The 16147-nt window shown below is 39.3% G+C and carries 15 protein-coding genes; 7 read left to right on the forward strand and 8 right to left on the reverse strand.

Annotated elements, in window-relative coordinates:
• Positions 1-156 precede the first annotated feature (156 nt).
• On the reverse strand, positions 157-1194 hold the full coding sequence (locus ACH0AK_RS05170; protein WP_499796766.1) for a Gfo/Idh/MocA family oxidoreductase: 1038 nt from the start codon (positions 1192-1194) through the stop codon (positions 157-159).
• A gap of 212 nt (positions 1195-1406) precedes the next feature.
• Here ACH0AK_RS05170 and ACH0AK_RS05175 point away from each other — a divergent pair, with 212 nt between their 5' ends.
• Entirely contained in the window at positions 1407-2279 is an 873-nt protein-coding gene (locus tag ACH0AK_RS05175; protein ID WP_010735467.1) for a MurR/RpiR family transcriptional regulator, read from the forward strand.
• Between the two features lie 97 nt (positions 2280-2376).
• Here the strand turns inward: ACH0AK_RS05175 and ACH0AK_RS05180 are convergent, their stop codons facing one another.
• From ACH0AK_RS05180 to ACH0AK_RS05210, 7 genes are all read right to left on the reverse strand, one after another.
• A complete protein-coding gene (locus ACH0AK_RS05180; RefSeq protein ID WP_010735466.1) occupies positions 2377-2955 on the reverse strand; it encodes a histidine phosphatase family protein in 579 nt (192 codons plus the stop codon).
• A 259-nt stretch (positions 2956-3214) separates the two neighbouring features.
• Positions 3215-3826, reverse strand: a complete 612-nt coding sequence (locus ACH0AK_RS05185) for a TetR/AcrR family transcriptional regulator (RefSeq protein ID WP_010735465.1) — start codon at positions 3824-3826, stop codon at positions 3215-3217.
• An 18-nt stretch (positions 3827-3844) separates the two neighbouring features.
• Entirely contained in the window at positions 3845-4525 is a 681-nt protein-coding gene (locus ACH0AK_RS05190; protein WP_023519665.1) for an ABC transporter ATP-binding protein, read from the reverse strand.
• A 7-nt stretch (positions 4526-4532) separates the two neighbouring features.
• Positions 4533-5606: an ABC transporter permease gene (locus tag ACH0AK_RS05195; RefSeq protein WP_499796767.1), complete on the reverse strand. Its 1074-nt coding sequence runs from the start codon at positions 5604-5606 to the stop codon at positions 4533-4535.
• Between the two features lie 282 nt (positions 5607-5888).
• Positions 5889-7733 carry a carbohydrate-binding domain-containing protein gene (locus ACH0AK_RS05200; protein ID WP_499796768.1) on the reverse strand — a complete coding sequence of 615 codons (1845 nt, stop codon included), beginning with the start codon at positions 7731-7733 and terminating at the stop codon, positions 5889-5891.
• Positions 7734-7746: 13 nt separating this feature from the next.
• On the reverse strand, positions 7747-8421 hold the full coding sequence (locus ACH0AK_RS05205) for a DUF4956 domain-containing protein (protein WP_023519667.1): 675 nt from the start codon (positions 8419-8421) through the stop codon (positions 7747-7749).
• Complete coding sequence (locus ACH0AK_RS05210; protein WP_023519668.1) at positions 8411-9136, reverse strand: polyphosphate polymerase domain-containing protein; 726 nt, start codon at positions 9134-9136, stop codon at positions 8411-8413. Before ACH0AK_RS05210 ends, ACH0AK_RS05205 begins: the two co-directional genes overlap by 11 nt.
• A 141-nt stretch (positions 9137-9277) precedes the next feature.
• Here ACH0AK_RS05210 and ACH0AK_RS05215 point away from each other — a divergent pair, with 141 nt between their 5' ends.
• The 6 genes from ACH0AK_RS05215 (at position 9278) to ACH0AK_RS05240 (ending at position 16132) form a co-directional block, all read left to right on the forward strand.
• Complete coding sequence (locus tag ACH0AK_RS05215) at positions 9278-9952, forward strand: response regulator transcription factor (protein WP_010735458.1); 675 nt, start codon at positions 9278-9280, stop codon at positions 9950-9952.
• A 4-nt stretch (positions 9953-9956) separates the two neighbouring features.
• The gene (locus ACH0AK_RS05220) at positions 9957-11267 is read left to right on the forward strand and encodes a sensor histidine kinase (RefSeq protein WP_023519669.1); all 1311 of its coding nucleotides are present in this window, start codon (positions 9957-9959) and stop codon (positions 11265-11267) included.
• Positions 11268-11514: 247 nt separating this feature from the next.
• Positions 11515-12513, forward strand: a complete 999-nt coding sequence (locus ACH0AK_RS05225) for a tyrosine-type recombinase/integrase (RefSeq protein ID WP_023519670.1) — start codon at positions 11515-11517, stop codon at positions 12511-12513.
• A 620-nt stretch (positions 12514-13133) separates the two neighbouring features.
• Entirely contained in the window at positions 13134-14663 is a 1530-nt protein-coding gene (locus ACH0AK_RS05230) for an AMP-binding protein (RefSeq protein WP_137072451.1), read from the forward strand.
• A 175-nt stretch (positions 14664-14838) separates the two neighbouring features.
• Positions 14839-15645, forward strand: a complete 807-nt coding sequence (locus ACH0AK_RS05235; protein ID WP_023519672.1) for a bifunctional hydroxymethylpyrimidine kinase/phosphomethylpyrimidine kinase — start codon at positions 14839-14841, stop codon at positions 15643-15645.
• Positions 15635-16132: an ECF transporter S component gene (locus ACH0AK_RS05240; protein WP_438846512.1), complete on the forward strand. Its 498-nt coding sequence runs from the start codon at positions 15635-15637 to the stop codon at positions 16130-16132. Before ACH0AK_RS05235 ends, ACH0AK_RS05240 begins: the two co-directional genes overlap by 11 nt.
• Positions 16133-16147 lie beyond the last annotated feature (15 nt).

Below are 16147 nucleotides of genomic sequence, written 5' to 3' on the forward strand. Positions count from 1 at the left end.
TGAAAATTTAGCATTTGCTCTTTGAGAATTTGTTGTTGCATTGTGTGAATCAGTGGGCAGGATAAACGAAAAAACCGTAAATCATCCTTTGGATTTACGGCTCGATTCTTTCATTACTTGGAAAAAGAGTATCCCCTTTTGGATGTAACAATATCCTTAATTTTCAAATGCAGTTTTTGCTTCTTCAATCTGTTGGATACCTGTTTCTAATATTTTCATTTGTAATAACGTTTCTTCATCTTTTACGATTTTTTCTGCACCATTGATCAACGTTTCGTAGATTCCTTCGTACACTCGGCGATAATCTCCGACTTCAGAAACAACTTTCTCTTCATGATAAGTTCCTTCTTTATCAATATAGGTCAATACACCATAGTGTTCCGTTTGATCAATCCCGAAGTCCGCGTTTTCAGGCATATAGAACATTTTCAAGTGTTCTTCTTGTCGGTCTTTTGTTTGTTTGACAAACATCCCTTTTTTGCCATAGGCAACAAAACTAGGACGTTCTTTGATACGGAAATAACTTGATTTGATCGAAACTTTCATTCGACCGTAGTAAAAGTCTAAGTCAAAGTAATCATTCATTCGGCCGGTTCCTAGTAATTGACGGACATCGTAATGGATATCATCTGGTTCACCAAAATAAGAAAGGACCTGATCCACTGTATGACAAGCATGGCCATATAAGTAGCTGTTGGCAACTGAAAATTCCTTTGTACCCTCTGGGATTTCTGGACGGAAGTAGTCATAGTGCATTTCCACTTCTAAAATATCACCAAGCTTTCCACTTTCGATCACTTTTTGGACAGTCAAAAAGTCCGAATCAAAGCGGCGATTTTGATAACATTGGATAAATAGTCCTTTTTCCGCTGCTAAATCGAATAATTCTTTTGCTTCTTTTGAAGTTTCTGCAAAAGGTTTTTCGACTAACACGTTCTTGCCATTTTCCAAAGCAAGTTTGGCGTATTCTGCATGAAATTGGCTTGGTGTCGTGATGACTACTAATTGGATTTCAGGATCATTCCACAGATCAGACAATTGATCGGTATATTCGATCTCATCAAAAGTTTCCCAAATTGGTGCTGATGGAGAGTAGATTTTTTTGACGTTGATTTTGTCTGGTAGCCTTCTTGAGAAGGGTAAATGATAGCGATTGGTACTTTTACCATTACCTAAATATGCGATTGTTAACATGTCGTTTCCTCCTACTTTCGAATGATTTCTTTTCTTGAGTATAGCGCACAATAGGTAAAAGAAAGCCGACTCTAGTTTTTTTGGTAGAAATGTTCAAAGAAATTGAAAGAATGTCGATATTTTTGAAAAAGATGTTCAATCTTAGACTACTGTAAAAAGAAGTGGTTATTTTTCTAGTTATTCAGTAAGATAGATTTGGAGGTGTGTGATGGATGCTTATCGAAGAAAAATTAACCCAACAAGAAACATTTACTACAAATGAAAAACGGATCGCCGATTATCTGCGGATGAATTTGGAAGCAGCAGTTTATATGACGATTGAAGAGCTGGCAAAGGAGACCTATACCTCCCATTCCGCCATTATCCGATTCTGTAAAAAAATCGGCTATAGCGGATTTAAAGAATTTCGCTTTGAATTAGGACGAGAAGTCCACCAACTGGTTGCTCAGTTCAATCAAGTCATCGATCCTAATTTTCCTTTTACCGTTGATGATGATGCGAAGATGATTGCCAAAAAAATGGCAGATCTATCCATTCAAGCTATCAAAAAAGCGCAATTTCAAATGGAAGATCAATCGTTAGAAACCATCGCGACTGTTTTAAACAAAGCAGAGCGCATTTTCTTATTTGCAAAAGGTGATTCGCAAACAACTGCTCGGAAATTCCAAAATAAATTAGTTAAACTAAATAAGTTCTTGATCTTAGCCGAAGAATATAGCGATTCGTCCTGGAATGCGGCTAATTTGACGGAAAATGACTGCGGGATTTTTATTAGCTATAGTGGACGCATCCATCATTACGAACGTATTCTTACCTATCTAGCACATATTGGCGCACCTAGTTTATTGATCACAGGAAATGAACAGTCTGAAATGGCAAAGAAAGCAGCCATGCGGTTGGTCGTGTCTCAAGAAGAGTATGATTTTGCGAAAGTTGCTACATTCTCTTCTCAAATTGCCTTCGACTATGTCTTGAATACCTTATACTCCTTGATGTATACGCAAAACTACCAAGAAAATTTATTGAATTTGAAAGAAAAACAAGAGTTGATCCAAAAAGGATTGTTAAAGGAATACAAGAAGTAAGCGTTGTAGTAACAAAATAATAGCCCAAAGACTGAATCCTTCGTTTCGTCTTTGGGCTATTAGTATGGGCGTATAAAACTTCATTCATCAAAAAAACTTAAAATTGATGATTGATCGCCTGGATGAATGAAAATTGACGATCGCTATACTCGAATTCTAAAATACAACAATTTGAAAATTTTATCTTGGCCACTTGCTCATAAGGCAACCATTTTTGAATGAATAAATACATGGCACCACCATGGCTAACTGCTAACACGCTTTGGTGCTCTTTTTCCATGATGTCGATCAAGGTCGTGTTCATTCTTTGTTGGAGTTCTTTTGCCGACTCACCGCCATAAGGAACAAATGAATCACCATAGGAAGTTTCGCCAACTGGTCGTTTAGGATTCAATGCTTCACTTTCTCCCTCAAATCGGCCAAAGTTCCATTCTTTTAACCCTTTACATCGCTGATATTCTTTTTCCCCGATAATGATTTCTAGCGTATCAGAAGCTCGTTCTTGTGTGGATGAATAATACGCATCAAAGGTGATTTGATTGGTTTCAAAATAGTCTCTTGCCACCTCTGCTTGTCTGATCCCAGCTTCTGTCAATGGAGAGTCACAAGCCCCTTGGATTTTCCCTAATTGATTGAACAAGGTTTGACCATGACGCATGAGATAAAGTTTTTTCATTTAAAGACCTCCTGTTGGTTTGTATATGTATCTTCATTATTTAGTATAGTCTCTGGAGTAAACTCCAAGTCAATAGAAAACCTATTTTTTTCGATGAGGTGGGGATAAAAGTTGTCTTGACTTGAGATGATCAATGCTCCAGATGTTTACCATCAAGCTTTAATCATGGTTATTCAGCTATTGTATAAAAAAGAAGCGCCTACTCCCAATTACAAAGAATGATGTGGAAGTAGATGCTTCTTTTTATTTATAGACTTGTCTAACTATTAGCCTTACTCTTTACCCCTATCTCTAGCCATTTGACTTTATAGCGGAAATCCTCTACTAGTTCTTCAGCTGTCCATTGGTTGATCATATAATCTGTCAAAGAATTCATGACAAGAGCCATCACGAAATATAAAAAGCTGATGGCTTCTTCTGTCGTAGCCATGACGATCTGGTTGATTTTTAACAAATCAAGCCATTGTTCAACCATCGATGTGTCACCTTGATCATTTGAACGCTTCGCTGAACCTAGATCGTTTGCACGTGTGAGTAATTTGATGGATCGCCAATAAGAACTATCTTTACTTAGCTGTCCACACCAGGCGAGATATTCTTCGATTCCTAAGAAAAAATGATCTCGATTTCGATTGATCGAAGCGATGATATCTCCATGGACTTGATTGGAATAGTTTCGGACAGTAAACGTATACGCATCTTCTAAATCCTGAAAATATTTGTAAAATGCACCACGAGACATCCCCATTGCTTCAACGATTTCTGAAACTTTGACTTGGCTGATGTGCTGATCATAAAATGTATCTAATAAAATCTCTAAGATCCATTGCTGTTTTTCTTTGGAAATATTGAAAAATGTTTCTTTTGGCATAAACACTCTCCTTACTGCTTAAGCTTTAGCTTGTTCTTTTAAATAGCCGTCTTCCATGCGATAGACACAGTCGCTCCACTGGATCATCCGAGAATCATGCGTGACCATGACGGTCGCTTTTTGCTTCTCATGGGCTTCCTTGACTAACAATTTGACAACTTCATAGGCATGATCCGTATCTAAGCTTGCTGTGGGTTCATCCGCTAAAATCAAGCTTGGGTCATTGAATAAAGCCCTTGCGATCGCTACTCGTTGTCTTTCTCCACCGGATAAATCTTTTGGATAACTGTCTTTTAACTCATAGATATCCAATGATTTCAGCAATTCGTCGATTCGCTCATCCCCTGCTTTTTTCTTAGCGACACGATCGACTAAGTAAAACTGTTCTTTGACTTTTAGGAAAGGGATCAAATTTGAACTTTGTAAAATGAAGCCAATTTCTTTAAAGCGTAAGTCTGCTCGTTTTTTTTCATTTAATTCAGAAAACGAATGACCGTTAATGTGAATTTCACCTGAAGTAGGTGTTTGAAGACCACCAGAGATGGTTAAAAATGTACTTTTCCCTGAACCAGAAGGGCCGATGATGCTGACAAATTCTCCTTGTTTCACTGAAAAATTGATTTCTTTTAGTGCAGTCACTTCTGTTCGGCCGTTGCCGAATTTTTTGACGATATTTTTCATTGTCAAGATTTCTTTCATTTTTCTATTACCCTCCTATCGCAATAACTGGATCAACTTTAGCGACTGTCCGAATGGAGAATAGCCCACCGATCATTGCTACGAGTATCAATATCCCACTATATAAAAGCCACTGAGGCCACATGATCGCGAAAGGCATGGCAGTCGGTAAGATCAAACTAGTCAAGAAAGCAAGCCCTACTGCGAATGCTACACCAACCACTCCTACGATGAATGCTTGTGCTAGTAAGGAACGGGCGATAAATGAATTTCTGATCCCTTGTGCTTTCATCACACCGAAAATCGCTGTTTTTTGTAAGGTGATCACATACATAAAGATGCCTACAACTGCTGCAACAACGACAAACAAGAAATAAATCATCGCATTCAATGTCATGTTTTGTGCAGAATAACCTGGGAGACTTTGAATAAAGTCGTCAATCGACAATTTTTGTAATGTTTTTGATGCCCCATCCGATTGGATAGTGGCAGCTTGTTTCGTGACAATGGCATTGATCGGCTTCTTCTCATCCGAAGCAAAAGGCTGATCGCCAAATTTCAACTGTGTCCATGTATCAAGGTCTGTATAAACGACCGGCCCCACCGTGTAATAAGTTTCAGGGAAGATCCCAACGATTGTTAGTTCTTCATCATAGCTACCGATTTTGATTTTTTTGCCAATCGAAAAACCTAGATCTGCCATATTTTTGGAAATAATGATTTCATTTTTTTGTTTGAACATCTCGCCTTCTAATAAATCAGGCAATAAGAACGCATCGCGTGTCGTCCCAAATACAGTGATATTTTCCTTTTCTTCTGCTTTGACTGCTCCGCTGAATAAGCCAATAGGCGATTTGTCTTTTGCGTCTACTTGATCCAGATCTTCTCTCGTCAATTGAGAGGCAGCAAAGACTTTATTGGCATCTTCTGATAGCACGATTTCTTGTGCTTGCCAGTCAACAATTGCTTTTTTGAACTCTTCGGAGAGTCCACTTGCTAAACCAGTTAACATAAACACAACATAAGCGATCAAGAACATGATTCCAATAATCAGCCCATAGCGTAGTTTGGCATAGCGCATTTCTTTTATCGCTAAAAACATTTTTTTGATTCCTCCATTTCGATTTCTTCATGAGTGACAAAGTGTCACTGGATAAAAGTATAGCGCTTGTGCATCCAATAAGTCAATTGCTTCGTCTGATAAATTCGTTCATAATATTAGTATTTTTAAGAAAAAAACACACTAGATAGCCATATTCTATGTGACACAAGCGTTTGCAATCTGTTACGAAAGTAGTGATGAACAAAAAAATGATCCCAAAAATGGCGCTTGTTCGCACGCTATTCTTGGGATCACTATCCTTCGTTCTCTTCGGTGATGGAACTAAAAACCTCCTGGCCCCATTTGACCAAAGGAAACTTCTTCCCCAGATTGAGAAATCGTCATTGACGTATCTGCGAAGCTGAACGTGCCTAAATCTTCTGCATCACTGATTGATAGTTGTTCACTAAAGCCATTCGTAAGTTCAGCTTGAGTCGTGCCACCGGTAGCAATCGTATACGTTTCCCCAACTGCAAGCTGTGGTGACGAGACTACGATTGTTTGATAATTTTTAGCAGGTTGATACGCAATCACTGCTTCCCCTGCGGTTGTTTGCAAACTCATGAGTGTATCTGCTTGTTGAACAGTGTCATAGCTGATCGCTACTGTCGCTTGAGTAGAACTATCACTGACGGTTTGCGCCATCCCACTTGAACCAGCAGCGACAAATGTCCCGCCTGTTAGAGTAAATGTCCCACCATAATCCAATGCACCATTACCACCATTTACGGGGCCGTCAATCAGCATCGTACCGCCAGACATCTCAATGTTCCCGTTGCTGTCTAAACCGTCGCCTTCTGAATCAACGTAGATTGTCCCACCATTGATCTTGACTTCTTTGCTCTCATCCGCCTCATCCGGTGGACCACCAAAGCTGTCAGCGCCAAACTGTCCAGTGGTCGTTTCTGTGTCACTGCCACCACCAGCATTGATCCCGTCATCACTAGCAGTAACATATATCTCTCCGTCATTGAAGGTGATGACTGCTGATTCAATTCCTTCATAGGATTGCTGGATGTCAATTGTGCCGCCATTGAAGGTCAATTCGTTGTCTGTATGAATCCCATCATCTCCAGAGCTTAATGTGAGTGTCCCGCCTGTTATTTCCGCACTGTTATTGGTATGGATACTGTCATCGGCGCACTTGATGGTATAGTTTCCGCTACTGATCAACACATTATTCCCGGCTTTTAGGCCTTTGTAACTTTCATTTGTATCTAAGTTCGTGCTATCGGCTCCGTCGGCCGTCTGGATCGTGATTTCTGCTCCTTGGCTACGGATGGATGTTTCTGCTTGGATGCCGTCTCTTCCACTGTTTATATTGAAAGTCCCGCCGTCGATCGCAACAGCACCTTTTGTCTCGTCCTCTGTTCCATTTGCTTGGATGCCATCCCCTTCTTCGGTGGTGATCTGATAGCTTCCACCTTTGACCGATACCGCATCTTTTCCTTTCAATCCGTTATTTTTTACATTGATCTTATAGGTTCCAGAGATCAAGACTAAGTCATCTTTGCTACGAATCCCGTTACTATAATTGCCATCGACAGTCAATGTGCCAGTACCATTGATCGTCAAATCTTCTTTGCTGTACAATGTGGCATCTGGCTCAGTCTCATTTTCAGTAAGTGTATATGTCTTTCCATCAGCTAAGTGATTTTCAGTGTTGTCTGCTAAAGTCACTATCGCTTTTTCTGTTTGTTGGATATCAACAGCCGGTCCGTTAGAGTTGATGATCGTTACACCGTTGAAAATCAGGTGGACGTTTTCTTCTTTCGGCACGTTCACGATCAATGGCCTATTAGTCAATGTTCCGCTGAGAACATAAGTCCCTCCTTGCGTGATCGTTACTTGTTTATCAGAAACTTCGACACCTTCTCCTGTCACTTCTGTCTCCTCCCCTAATTGGATGTCGACAGCGGAACTTTCCTCATAGCTAGTTGTTAGATCTTCTGTCTCATAATTACCGAACGTCGTTTCTGATTCCGTAGATGTCGTATCTGTCGAGAGATCTGTCACTGTACTTGTATCTGTTTCCTCTGTGCTAGTTTTACCCGAAGAAGCTGAGTTTGCTGAGGAACAGGCTGTTAATAAGAGGCTGGTAGCGATTAATGAATAGAATTTTTTCATGCGAGTTTCTCCTTTATAATTCATCACGATTCGTGGCTACTTTACCGAGTACGACTGGTAAATTACCATTGCGAACACGTATTTGATCAATGATTTCTTTTTCCTGCTGTTGATTTTTCAAGAGAAGAATATAGCGTAACTCGTACAAGCTCCCCATTGTCGTTGTTCGCACAGAACTGAGATGATGCGTATACGTATACTTCTCAAAAATATCGGTAAACAGTTCAGGGTAGTCCAAATCTTCTGGAATCGTTACCTTCAATTCTCGCTCAGCTACATTATTCTGATTGCCAAAAGATGAAAGATAAAGCAGTAGTAAAAAGAGCGCGACGATAACTGAGAATATCACCACGTATGCAACGTAGCCCATCCCTGTAGCAATCCCGATGCCCATCGACCAAAAAATACTAGTGATTTCTCTTGAACCACCGGCAACCGAACGAAAGCGAATCAGACTGAAGGCACCGACGACCGCCAAGCCTGTTCCAAGATTGCCATTGACCAACATGATGACTGATTGAACCAGTATCGGCAAAACAGCGACGGTAACAACAAAACTTTTCGTATAGACGTTACGTTGCATATGGATAATTGCAACTAATAACCCTAAAACTAATGAAGTGGCGATACAAATCAATAATTCTTTAGGTTGAATGGTTGTCCCTGATTCGATTAAACTAGATAGCATGGTTCTTTCTCTCCTTTGTCTGAATGAATAAATGTCGCTGATACGTTTCTGCGTATTTTGAAAAGCTCCCTTTTCTTAGCTGATAATCGTTCAACAGCTCCACAAACCACAAGGGATACGCCCCTAGCGCTTTCACTTCCATCAGTATGCCAATCTCAGGAGCAACCAAAGTTTCTTTCCCTGTGATTGATAGATCCAAATTGGTACTGCGAAAACGGATGTTCTGATCAAACGTCACACGAAAATCTGGATCTGACGTGCCAAATAGTGAAATTCGTTCATAAATGATCATTGTTTTAGGCGACAAATCTGGATTTCTTTTGAACAACCAATTCACTTCCTGTGGGATTTGTTCGGCTTCATTCTTGAGAAAATATTTTTGATCAAGCCATTGCAGATACTCAGCATAAGTGAGTGGCATTCTTCTTTTATAGACAATTCCGTTGACCTTCTTTTTTATTTCTAGAAAGACCATTGATGTTTCCTGTGATATGCCATAGCTTCTTACTCTGAATTTTTCTTTGTATTTTGGTTTCGTCATAGAATTGGTAATGAAACGATCGTCTGGTGTATCAAAGTACAAGGATAAAATAGTATGCAGCCCATATTCGTCGATCTGCATCTGTTTTTTCAAGTCTTTTAAAAAAGAATGGAACTGTGCCGTTGGGATCAGATATTTTGTTTCTTTGCGTTGGAATACATTTTTTAATTTCATTTTTTTCCTCCTGTCGTATCAAGTGATGTCATCTATCATACAAAGGTTAGCTTAAACGGAACTTAATCCGAAATTTAAGTTTTGTTTATGCTAATCATGGTAAAATTAACTTATATGGTGAAAGCAATAGAGGTGGAATGTATGATTAAATTATTAGTGGTCGAAGATGATCACGTATTGTCGGATAATATCAAAGAGATCATTTCTGAAATCGGTGAAGTGACCCAAGTCTATGATGGCAGCGAAGGCTTATATGAATTGGAATCTGGTGTTTATGATCTAGCAGTTCTTGATTTGATGATCCCTGAAATGAATGGATATGAAGTATTAGCGCATCTTCGGAAAAAGAACATCTTGACGCCGGTACTGATCTTGACCGCAAAAGATGGTTTAGAAGACAAAATTGAAGGATTTGAACGTGGTGCGGATGACTATTTGACCAAACCATTTTATCGTGAAGAATTACTGATGCGGATCAAAGCATTATTGAAACGTTCACTCGGACTCTTCAGTGAACATACGTTGGAGTATCAAGGAATCATCTGTGATTTGCAACAAAATACCGTCGAATACAAGAAACAACTACTTCCGATTCAAGGAAAAGAATTTGAGTTGCTTGTTTATTTCTTGCAAAATAAAGGGATCATCTTGACGAAAGAGCAGATTTTCGACCGTATCTGGGGCTTTGATTCTGACACGACGATCACTGTCGTTGAAGTTTATATGAGCAATCTTAGAAAACATCTTCGAGAGACCGGCTTGGATAAAGAAATCAAAACGTTGCGTAATGTCGGCTACATCTTACAGGGAGAGTGAGGCGATGACAGACAGTATTTTCAATAAACAACGTACAAAACTTTTTGCAGCCAATGTGACCGCCTTTGCCTTGATTTTTCTTTTGCTTGGAGGAATCATTCTACATTTATTGAATCAGTCAGCCTATCGTGAGACCAACCTGATGTTGAAGAATGTCTCAATGAACTCGCGTATGGTGCAATTAGAAATCGAACGTTATCAACAGGGAAACCCTTTTTTCAACGCCCAGATCCCCCCACGTCAAACAGAGTCACTACCTGAAGGCGATCGTTTCAATACTCAAGTGATCTTGTGGTCTGCATCAGGTGAAGTCTTGAATAAAGAAACCATTGGTGGTCGTTTTAATCAAATCGAAGGGATCAAGCTGGATACGAGTCAGTTAGATACGATCCAAGACATTGAGCTTGCACAAGCTGACCAAGGAACGCCCCTTTATTTTCGATCGATTACTAAAAAAGCAACAAATCAAGGAGAAGTTGCCTACGTCCAAGTATTAGAAAATACCAATCAAATCAACTCTTCTCTGCGAACATTCCAAACGATTTTGATCCTTTGTATGATTTTCTTTTGGCTAGGTTCCATTGGCGTCAGCTATTATTTGTCTAAGCTCAACATGCGTCCGATCTTAGCATCATGGCGCCGACAAAGAGAATTTGTGGAAAATGCTTCCCATGAATTGCGAACACCTTTAACAATCATCCAAAACAGTTTGGAACACCTCTTTACTAAACCAAATCATACGATCATCGAAGAATCTGAAAGTATTGCGCAAGCATTGGCTGAAACAAGACGCCTGACTGGCTTGACCTCTGATTTATTGACCTTAGCACGAAGCGATTCGAGTCAAGATACGCTCGCAAAGCAAGAACTACAAACAAAAGGATTTATCGCTGAATTGATCAAACCCTTCCAAGAGATGGCAACGATTGATCAAAAAGAATTTATAGTCGATAACCAAGCAGACATGAGTGTTTTAGTTGATCCGAAAAAAATCCATCAAGTATTAGTCATTTTGCTAGATAACGCACTCAAGTACACGAGTGAACACGACAAGATCATTGTCACATCAGCTAGCACCAATAAAGACTGGGTGATCCATGTCAAAAATACAGGTTCTGCGATCAGTGATGAAGACAAAAACCGGATTTTTGATCGCTTTTACCGTGAAGACCAAGCTAGATCAAAGGAAACGGGTGGCTATGGACTTGGCTTAGCAATCGCAAAACAATTGATCGAGCAACACAAGGGACAATTGACTGTGTCAGATCACTTGCCTGTAGGTGTGGATTTCAAGATCCAGTTACCCATCAAATAATCATTTAGTGACACGCGAAAAGACACTTTGAACCATAGCTGATGCTACGTCAGAGTGTCTTTTTTATTGATTTAGTTTTTAGTATTCAGTGAATGATTGTAGTAAAATAAGACGAGGATCACAAGTAACAGTTGCCCTTCATCGCTCCCCTATCAGGCTAATACATTTTGGGAGGCAGAAGCAATCTTTCCAGAAATACACTAGTTCCTGTTCCCATGACTTTAGATACGAAATGGAGGTTTTTTGCATGGATGTCAAAACAAGAAAACAGATACAAGAAAAGTTGAAACAACGAATGCTCCAGTTACCACCGATCTTCAATGAATTTTTGCAGGCGAACTCAAAAAAATTATCATTAGCCAGTCGCTATGAATATGCAAAAGATTTCCATTTATTTACAGATTACTTACGAAAAACGCATAAACAAGAAATAAATGATCAGTTGATCATCCAATTGGAAAAACAAGTCTATCTTAATTTTTTAAGTGAAGTTTACCTTCACACGCGAGCTTTTCATACAGCTGCTGCACAAGAAACACAACAGCAATTCAAAAATGGTTACTACGGGATCTCTCGTAAGCAATATGCTTTGAATCATTTTCTACGCTTTTTGTATGAAAAAGGCCTTGTTGAAAAAGAGATTTCCTTATTAGGGGATAGTTTACCAGAAACTACCTCTGCCGCTCCCCGTTACATCGACGCTTCTTTATTAAGTAATTTTGACTCGCTTTTCGTTCCTGAAAAAGGTTTTAATTCTCCACGGGAAGCACTTTTTGAACAAAAAAATCGTGCAAGAAATCTGGCAATCGTGGCTGTTCTCCTCTATTGTGGCTTGAAAATCCATGAAGTCGTTGAATTAAAATGGAAAAATATAGATATGAAGAAACAGATTCTGGTTGTAGATCGGAAAGCGAATCGTTTGGAGCGAGTACCTATTCCAAATGAAGCCCTTCCGATACTTGCGAATTATGCCAACCAACATAAAAATGGTGCATCTGGAGAATCCTATGTTTTCCGCTCTTCACACGATGAACAAATCTCGCCTCGCACGATTCGCCAAATCCTTGATCGGATCACGGTGTACAAAAACGTTTCACCGGAATTGTGTCGGAAAACTTTCCGTTACTATACTGAATTATACTTAGGCGACAAAGATGCAGTGAATTATCTCTGTGGCAATCGCTATGTACGTCCACACTCATTTGAAGAAATTTACGAGAAAATGCGTGACTTCTCCTATCGTTGAATCGTTCAATGATCTATGAAATCATCGCATAGAAAGTTCGCTACATCGCTCTGTTTCTTCACTTTCTATGCGATCTATTTCTTGTTGAAGAATTTATTAACTGACAAGTATCCTCACTTAAAGTTTTTAAAAACGATCAAGTTGCTTTTGTCTTCTTTCTTGAAATAAGGTTATCGTAACTGTTCATTTTACATTGACTGATTCTTGCTTAGCATTTTGATCAGAATTTTTATTGCGCTTATTCTCAAATGTACCGACTGCTTTACGATGTTCTTCGATTTACATTTTTTCATTCCTTTTCAATACAGCTGATTAATTCAAATAGTATATCTATTATTTTCGTTTATCTTATTAAAAAAATAACTGATTATAAGTACATTTTTTTGAAAAAAACAAAAAAATGATTGATAAATCCTTTATAAAAAGCGAGTGGTCAAGCATTTTCTCAAAAAAACCTTACGTCACCTCATATGGATATTGTGCATTTTTCATCCAATCTGCCCTCTCAATCCAAAAGATAACTTTACATTTAGGTTTTTCTGTTATTTAGATTGTGGATATGCTATCATATTTTAAGACTTTGTACATTTATTAACAAATTTATTTATGGAGCGTGAAAGATGGAAACAATCGACTATACCCCACTTAATCTTTATACGAATTTTCAAGAAGCTGCTGAACGCACACCTGATGTCCCAATGATTTTTGATCAGATATTAGTGGCTTTTCCGGAGCTTGGTTTTAAAAGCACTTACAGCGAATGTCATGAATTAGTAGTAACACGTGCCTACCAACTGGCTAGTTTAGGTGTGACACTTGGTGACAAGATCATGATCTACAAAAGCTCTGCTTTTGATACCTACTTGATGGCCGTTGCTGCCTCTTATCTAGGTGCAATTCCTGTCATGCCTTCCTACCATTTACCAACAAGTACTTTAGAAGTATTTGTTGATCGTTTGGAAGATCCTTTTATCTTATTTGACGAATTTACAAGTGAACGCGTTGCAGGTATCACTAACGGCACGAAGAGCAAACAATTGGCTGTCGCTGATTTGCTCAAACAACCCGCAACTCCTGTGGCACAAAAGAAATTAGATAATGATGAAATCTCTTATATGACTCACACTTCAGGCACGACCGGCATTCCTAAATTGATTTGCCACTCTGCACATTCAATGGGCTGGCGGACAAAGTGGCAAAAAATGGTATTTACTAAGATCACCGAGAAGAAATTAGTCGCTTTTCATATTTCGCCGGTTCATTCACGATTCAACATCGGCATCTCTTCTCTTATGGCAATGGGCTTTCCGATGATGCCAATCGCAGATCCTCAAGGTGAACATGTGGTAAAACTGTTATTAGAGAATCCGCCAATTGCTTTAGAGACACATCCAAATAACTTTGTTCAGTGGAGTTTCACTGCTAGAGAGCATCCAGAAGCTTTTTCAGGTATTCGCTACTACCACTCTACATTTGATGCCATCAACAATCAGACAATGGAAGTATTCCTTCAAACGTCAGCAACAAAAGAAGCAATCTTTTTGCAAGTCTACGGACAAAGTGAATGTGGACCGATGATTTTGAAAGCTCATACTTTGGAGAGCTTAAAAACAAGTGACGCACGTGATATGGGTGTCGGGTTAGGTGACTTGACCAAAGCAAGGATCACTGATGAAGAAGGCAATGAACTACCGGCGAACACAGATGGTCACATCCACTTGTTATCAAAAGGCCGTGCATTGACTTATTATAAAGAAGATGCTCGATTTCAAGAAAATGTGTATGGTGTTTGGTGGGATAGCGGCGATTATGGTTGTATCGATGAAAATGGCCATCTACATCTGAAAGATCGTCAAGTTGACTTGATCGATACGATCAATAGTACATTAGCGATCGAAGATTATTTGTTGGATTCATTGGAATTTTTAGCTGAAGTCGTCATCGTTCGTGATAAAGATAATTCACCACAACCAATCATTGCTTTAGCGCCGAATCAAGAGATGGATTGGGATCGTTGGTGGAACCAAGTCCATGAATTGCCACGTTTGAACACACCGATCATTCGTGCTTACGAAGATATTCCAAGAACAGCAACCATGAAAGTCCAACGGTTACAAATTGAAAAGGAATTTAAAGAAGCAAATCAATAATTATCTCCTCCAATAGTCCAGACAAGTACTTTTCCTGTAGTTAGGAAAGTGCTTGTTTTTTTGTATATAGATTTCTTTCCTTTTTTCTATATAAAGTGGCTGACTTGATAATCTGCCAATTGGCTGTTTTTCTTTTTATTCGAACAAGGTATACTCTTTTTGTGGAGGGATAAAAGTGAAAAAAATAGTAACGATTGGAGGATCTGATCCGTTTGCTGGTGGCGGCATACAGTCCGATTTAAAGACATTTGAAAACCATCATATTTTTGGGATGAGTGCATTGACCTGTATCGGAATGCTTGACTCAGATGGTTCGTTTATATTAGAGACGATCCCGCCTGAATGGTTAGCCAAGCAGCTAGATTCGATTCGACGTATGACAGATTTAGATGGCATAAAAATTGGCTTATTACATTCATTGGAAGCCATTGACGTTGTGAAGGATTTCCTTACATATTTTGAGGATGTTCCCATTGTGATCGATCCTGTGTTTGCCTTTAAGGAAACAGCAAATACCTTGAATCAAGCTTATATGCAAAAAATGATACAGGAGTTATTTCCTTTTGCGGATGTATTGACCCCGAATTTGAAAGAAGCCTCCCTGCTTTATGGCCAACCCGTTCAAACTTTTCTCCAAATGACCGATTGTGCAAAATATATCCATTCACTAGGTGCTAGGAACGTAGTGATCAAAGGTGGTACTGGGATTATCGGTAACAAAGCATTGGATGTTTTATTCAACGGAAATGAAACAATCTCATTTAGACGGGAAAAGTTAGACGAACAGACTGTCAACGGTGCAGGATGTACATTTGCTTCCGCGATTGCCGCAAATCTGGTCTTAGATTATCCTTTGGCGGATGCTGTTGCCCGGAGTAAGGATTTTGTTTATGACTGTATCTTGAATGGTGTCATGATGAATGATCAAACAGGAAGTGTTTGGTCAAAAGGAAAAGGAGTGGAAATAACGAATGAATACTAAAAAAATTGCGATTTATGCCATGCTGACGGCTTTAACTGTGGGGGTTTCTTTGGTCATCTTGATTCCAATACCTGGAACCAACGGATTTGTCACCTTATGTGAAGTTGGCATTTATACGGCAGCTGCTCTGTTCGGGCCGATGGGTGGATTGATTGTTGGTGCAGGAAGTGGTTTGTTTATTGATTTATTATCCGGCTATCCCCAATGGGCGATTTTCTCTTTATTGATCCATGGCTTACAAGGACTGGTTGCTGGCTATTTTGCGGGTAAAGGTTCTGTGCGTTGGGGCTTTGGTTTATCACTTGGAACGATCATCATGGTTGCTGGCTACTTCTTTGCCAGTTGGTTGCTTTATGACTGGCCAGTCGGTGTCGCATCGCTACCAAGTAATTTGGTCCAAAACATTGTCGGTATCATGGTGGCGATCCCACTTACAAAGGCATTGATGCGTTTACCTCTGCAACAATCAACGGTAAAAAATAAGTAAAAAGGATGAATTGAA

The organism is Enterococcus pernyi, assembly GCF_045371165.1.
In the GTDB taxonomy this organism is placed as follows: Bacteria; Bacillota; Bacilli; order Lactobacillales; family Enterococcaceae; genus Enterococcus_B; species Enterococcus_B pernyi.

Excerpts from the sequence above, each read along its gene's own strand:
- ACH0AK_RS05170 (WP_499796766.1), bottom strand. The coding sequence starts at position 1,194 with ATGTTAACAATCGCATATTTAGGTAATGGTAAAAGTACCAATCGCTAT.
- ACH0AK_RS05175 (WP_010735467.1), top strand. The coding sequence starts at position 1,407 with ATGCTTATCGAAGAAAAATTAACCCAACAAGAAACATTTACTACAAAT.
- ACH0AK_RS05180 (WP_010735466.1), bottom strand. The coding sequence starts at position 2,955 with ATGAAAAAACTTTATCTCATGCGTCATGGTCAAACCTTGTTCAATCAA.
- ACH0AK_RS05185 (WP_010735465.1), bottom strand. The coding sequence starts at position 3,826 with ATGCCAAAAGAAACATTTTTCAATATTTCCAAAGAAAAACAGCAATGG.
- ACH0AK_RS05190 (WP_023519665.1), bottom strand. The coding sequence starts at position 4,525 with ATGAAAGAAATCTTGACAATGAAAAATATCGTCAAAAAATTCGGCAAC.
- ACH0AK_RS05195 (WP_499796767.1), bottom strand. The coding sequence starts at position 5,606 with ATGTTTTTAGCGATAAAAGAAATGCGCTATGCCAAACTACGCTATGGG.
- ACH0AK_RS05200 (WP_499796768.1), bottom strand. The coding sequence starts at position 7,733 with ATGAAAAAATTCTATTCATTAATCGCTACCAGCCTCTTATTAACAGCC.
- ACH0AK_RS05205 (WP_023519667.1), bottom strand. The coding sequence starts at position 8,421 with ATGCTATCTAGTTTAATCGAATCAGGGACAACCATTCAACCTAAAGAA.
- ACH0AK_RS05210 (WP_023519668.1), bottom strand. The coding sequence starts at position 9,136 with ATGAAATTAAAAAATGTATTCCAACGCAAAGAAACAAAATATCTGATC.
- ACH0AK_RS05215 (WP_010735458.1), top strand. The coding sequence starts at position 9,278 with ATGATTAAATTATTAGTGGTCGAAGATGATCACGTATTGTCGGATAAT.
- ACH0AK_RS05220 (WP_023519669.1), top strand. The coding sequence starts at position 9,957 with ATGACAGACAGTATTTTCAATAAACAACGTACAAAACTTTTTGCAGCC.
- ACH0AK_RS05225 (WP_023519670.1), top strand. The coding sequence starts at position 11,515 with ATGGATGTCAAAACAAGAAAACAGATACAAGAAAAGTTGAAACAACGA.
- ACH0AK_RS05230 (WP_137072451.1), top strand. The coding sequence starts at position 13,134 with ATGGAAACAATCGACTATACCCCACTTAATCTTTATACGAATTTTCAA.
- ACH0AK_RS05240 (WP_438846512.1), top strand. The coding sequence starts at position 15,635 with ATGAATACTAAAAAAATTGCGATTTATGCCATGCTGACGGCTTTAACT.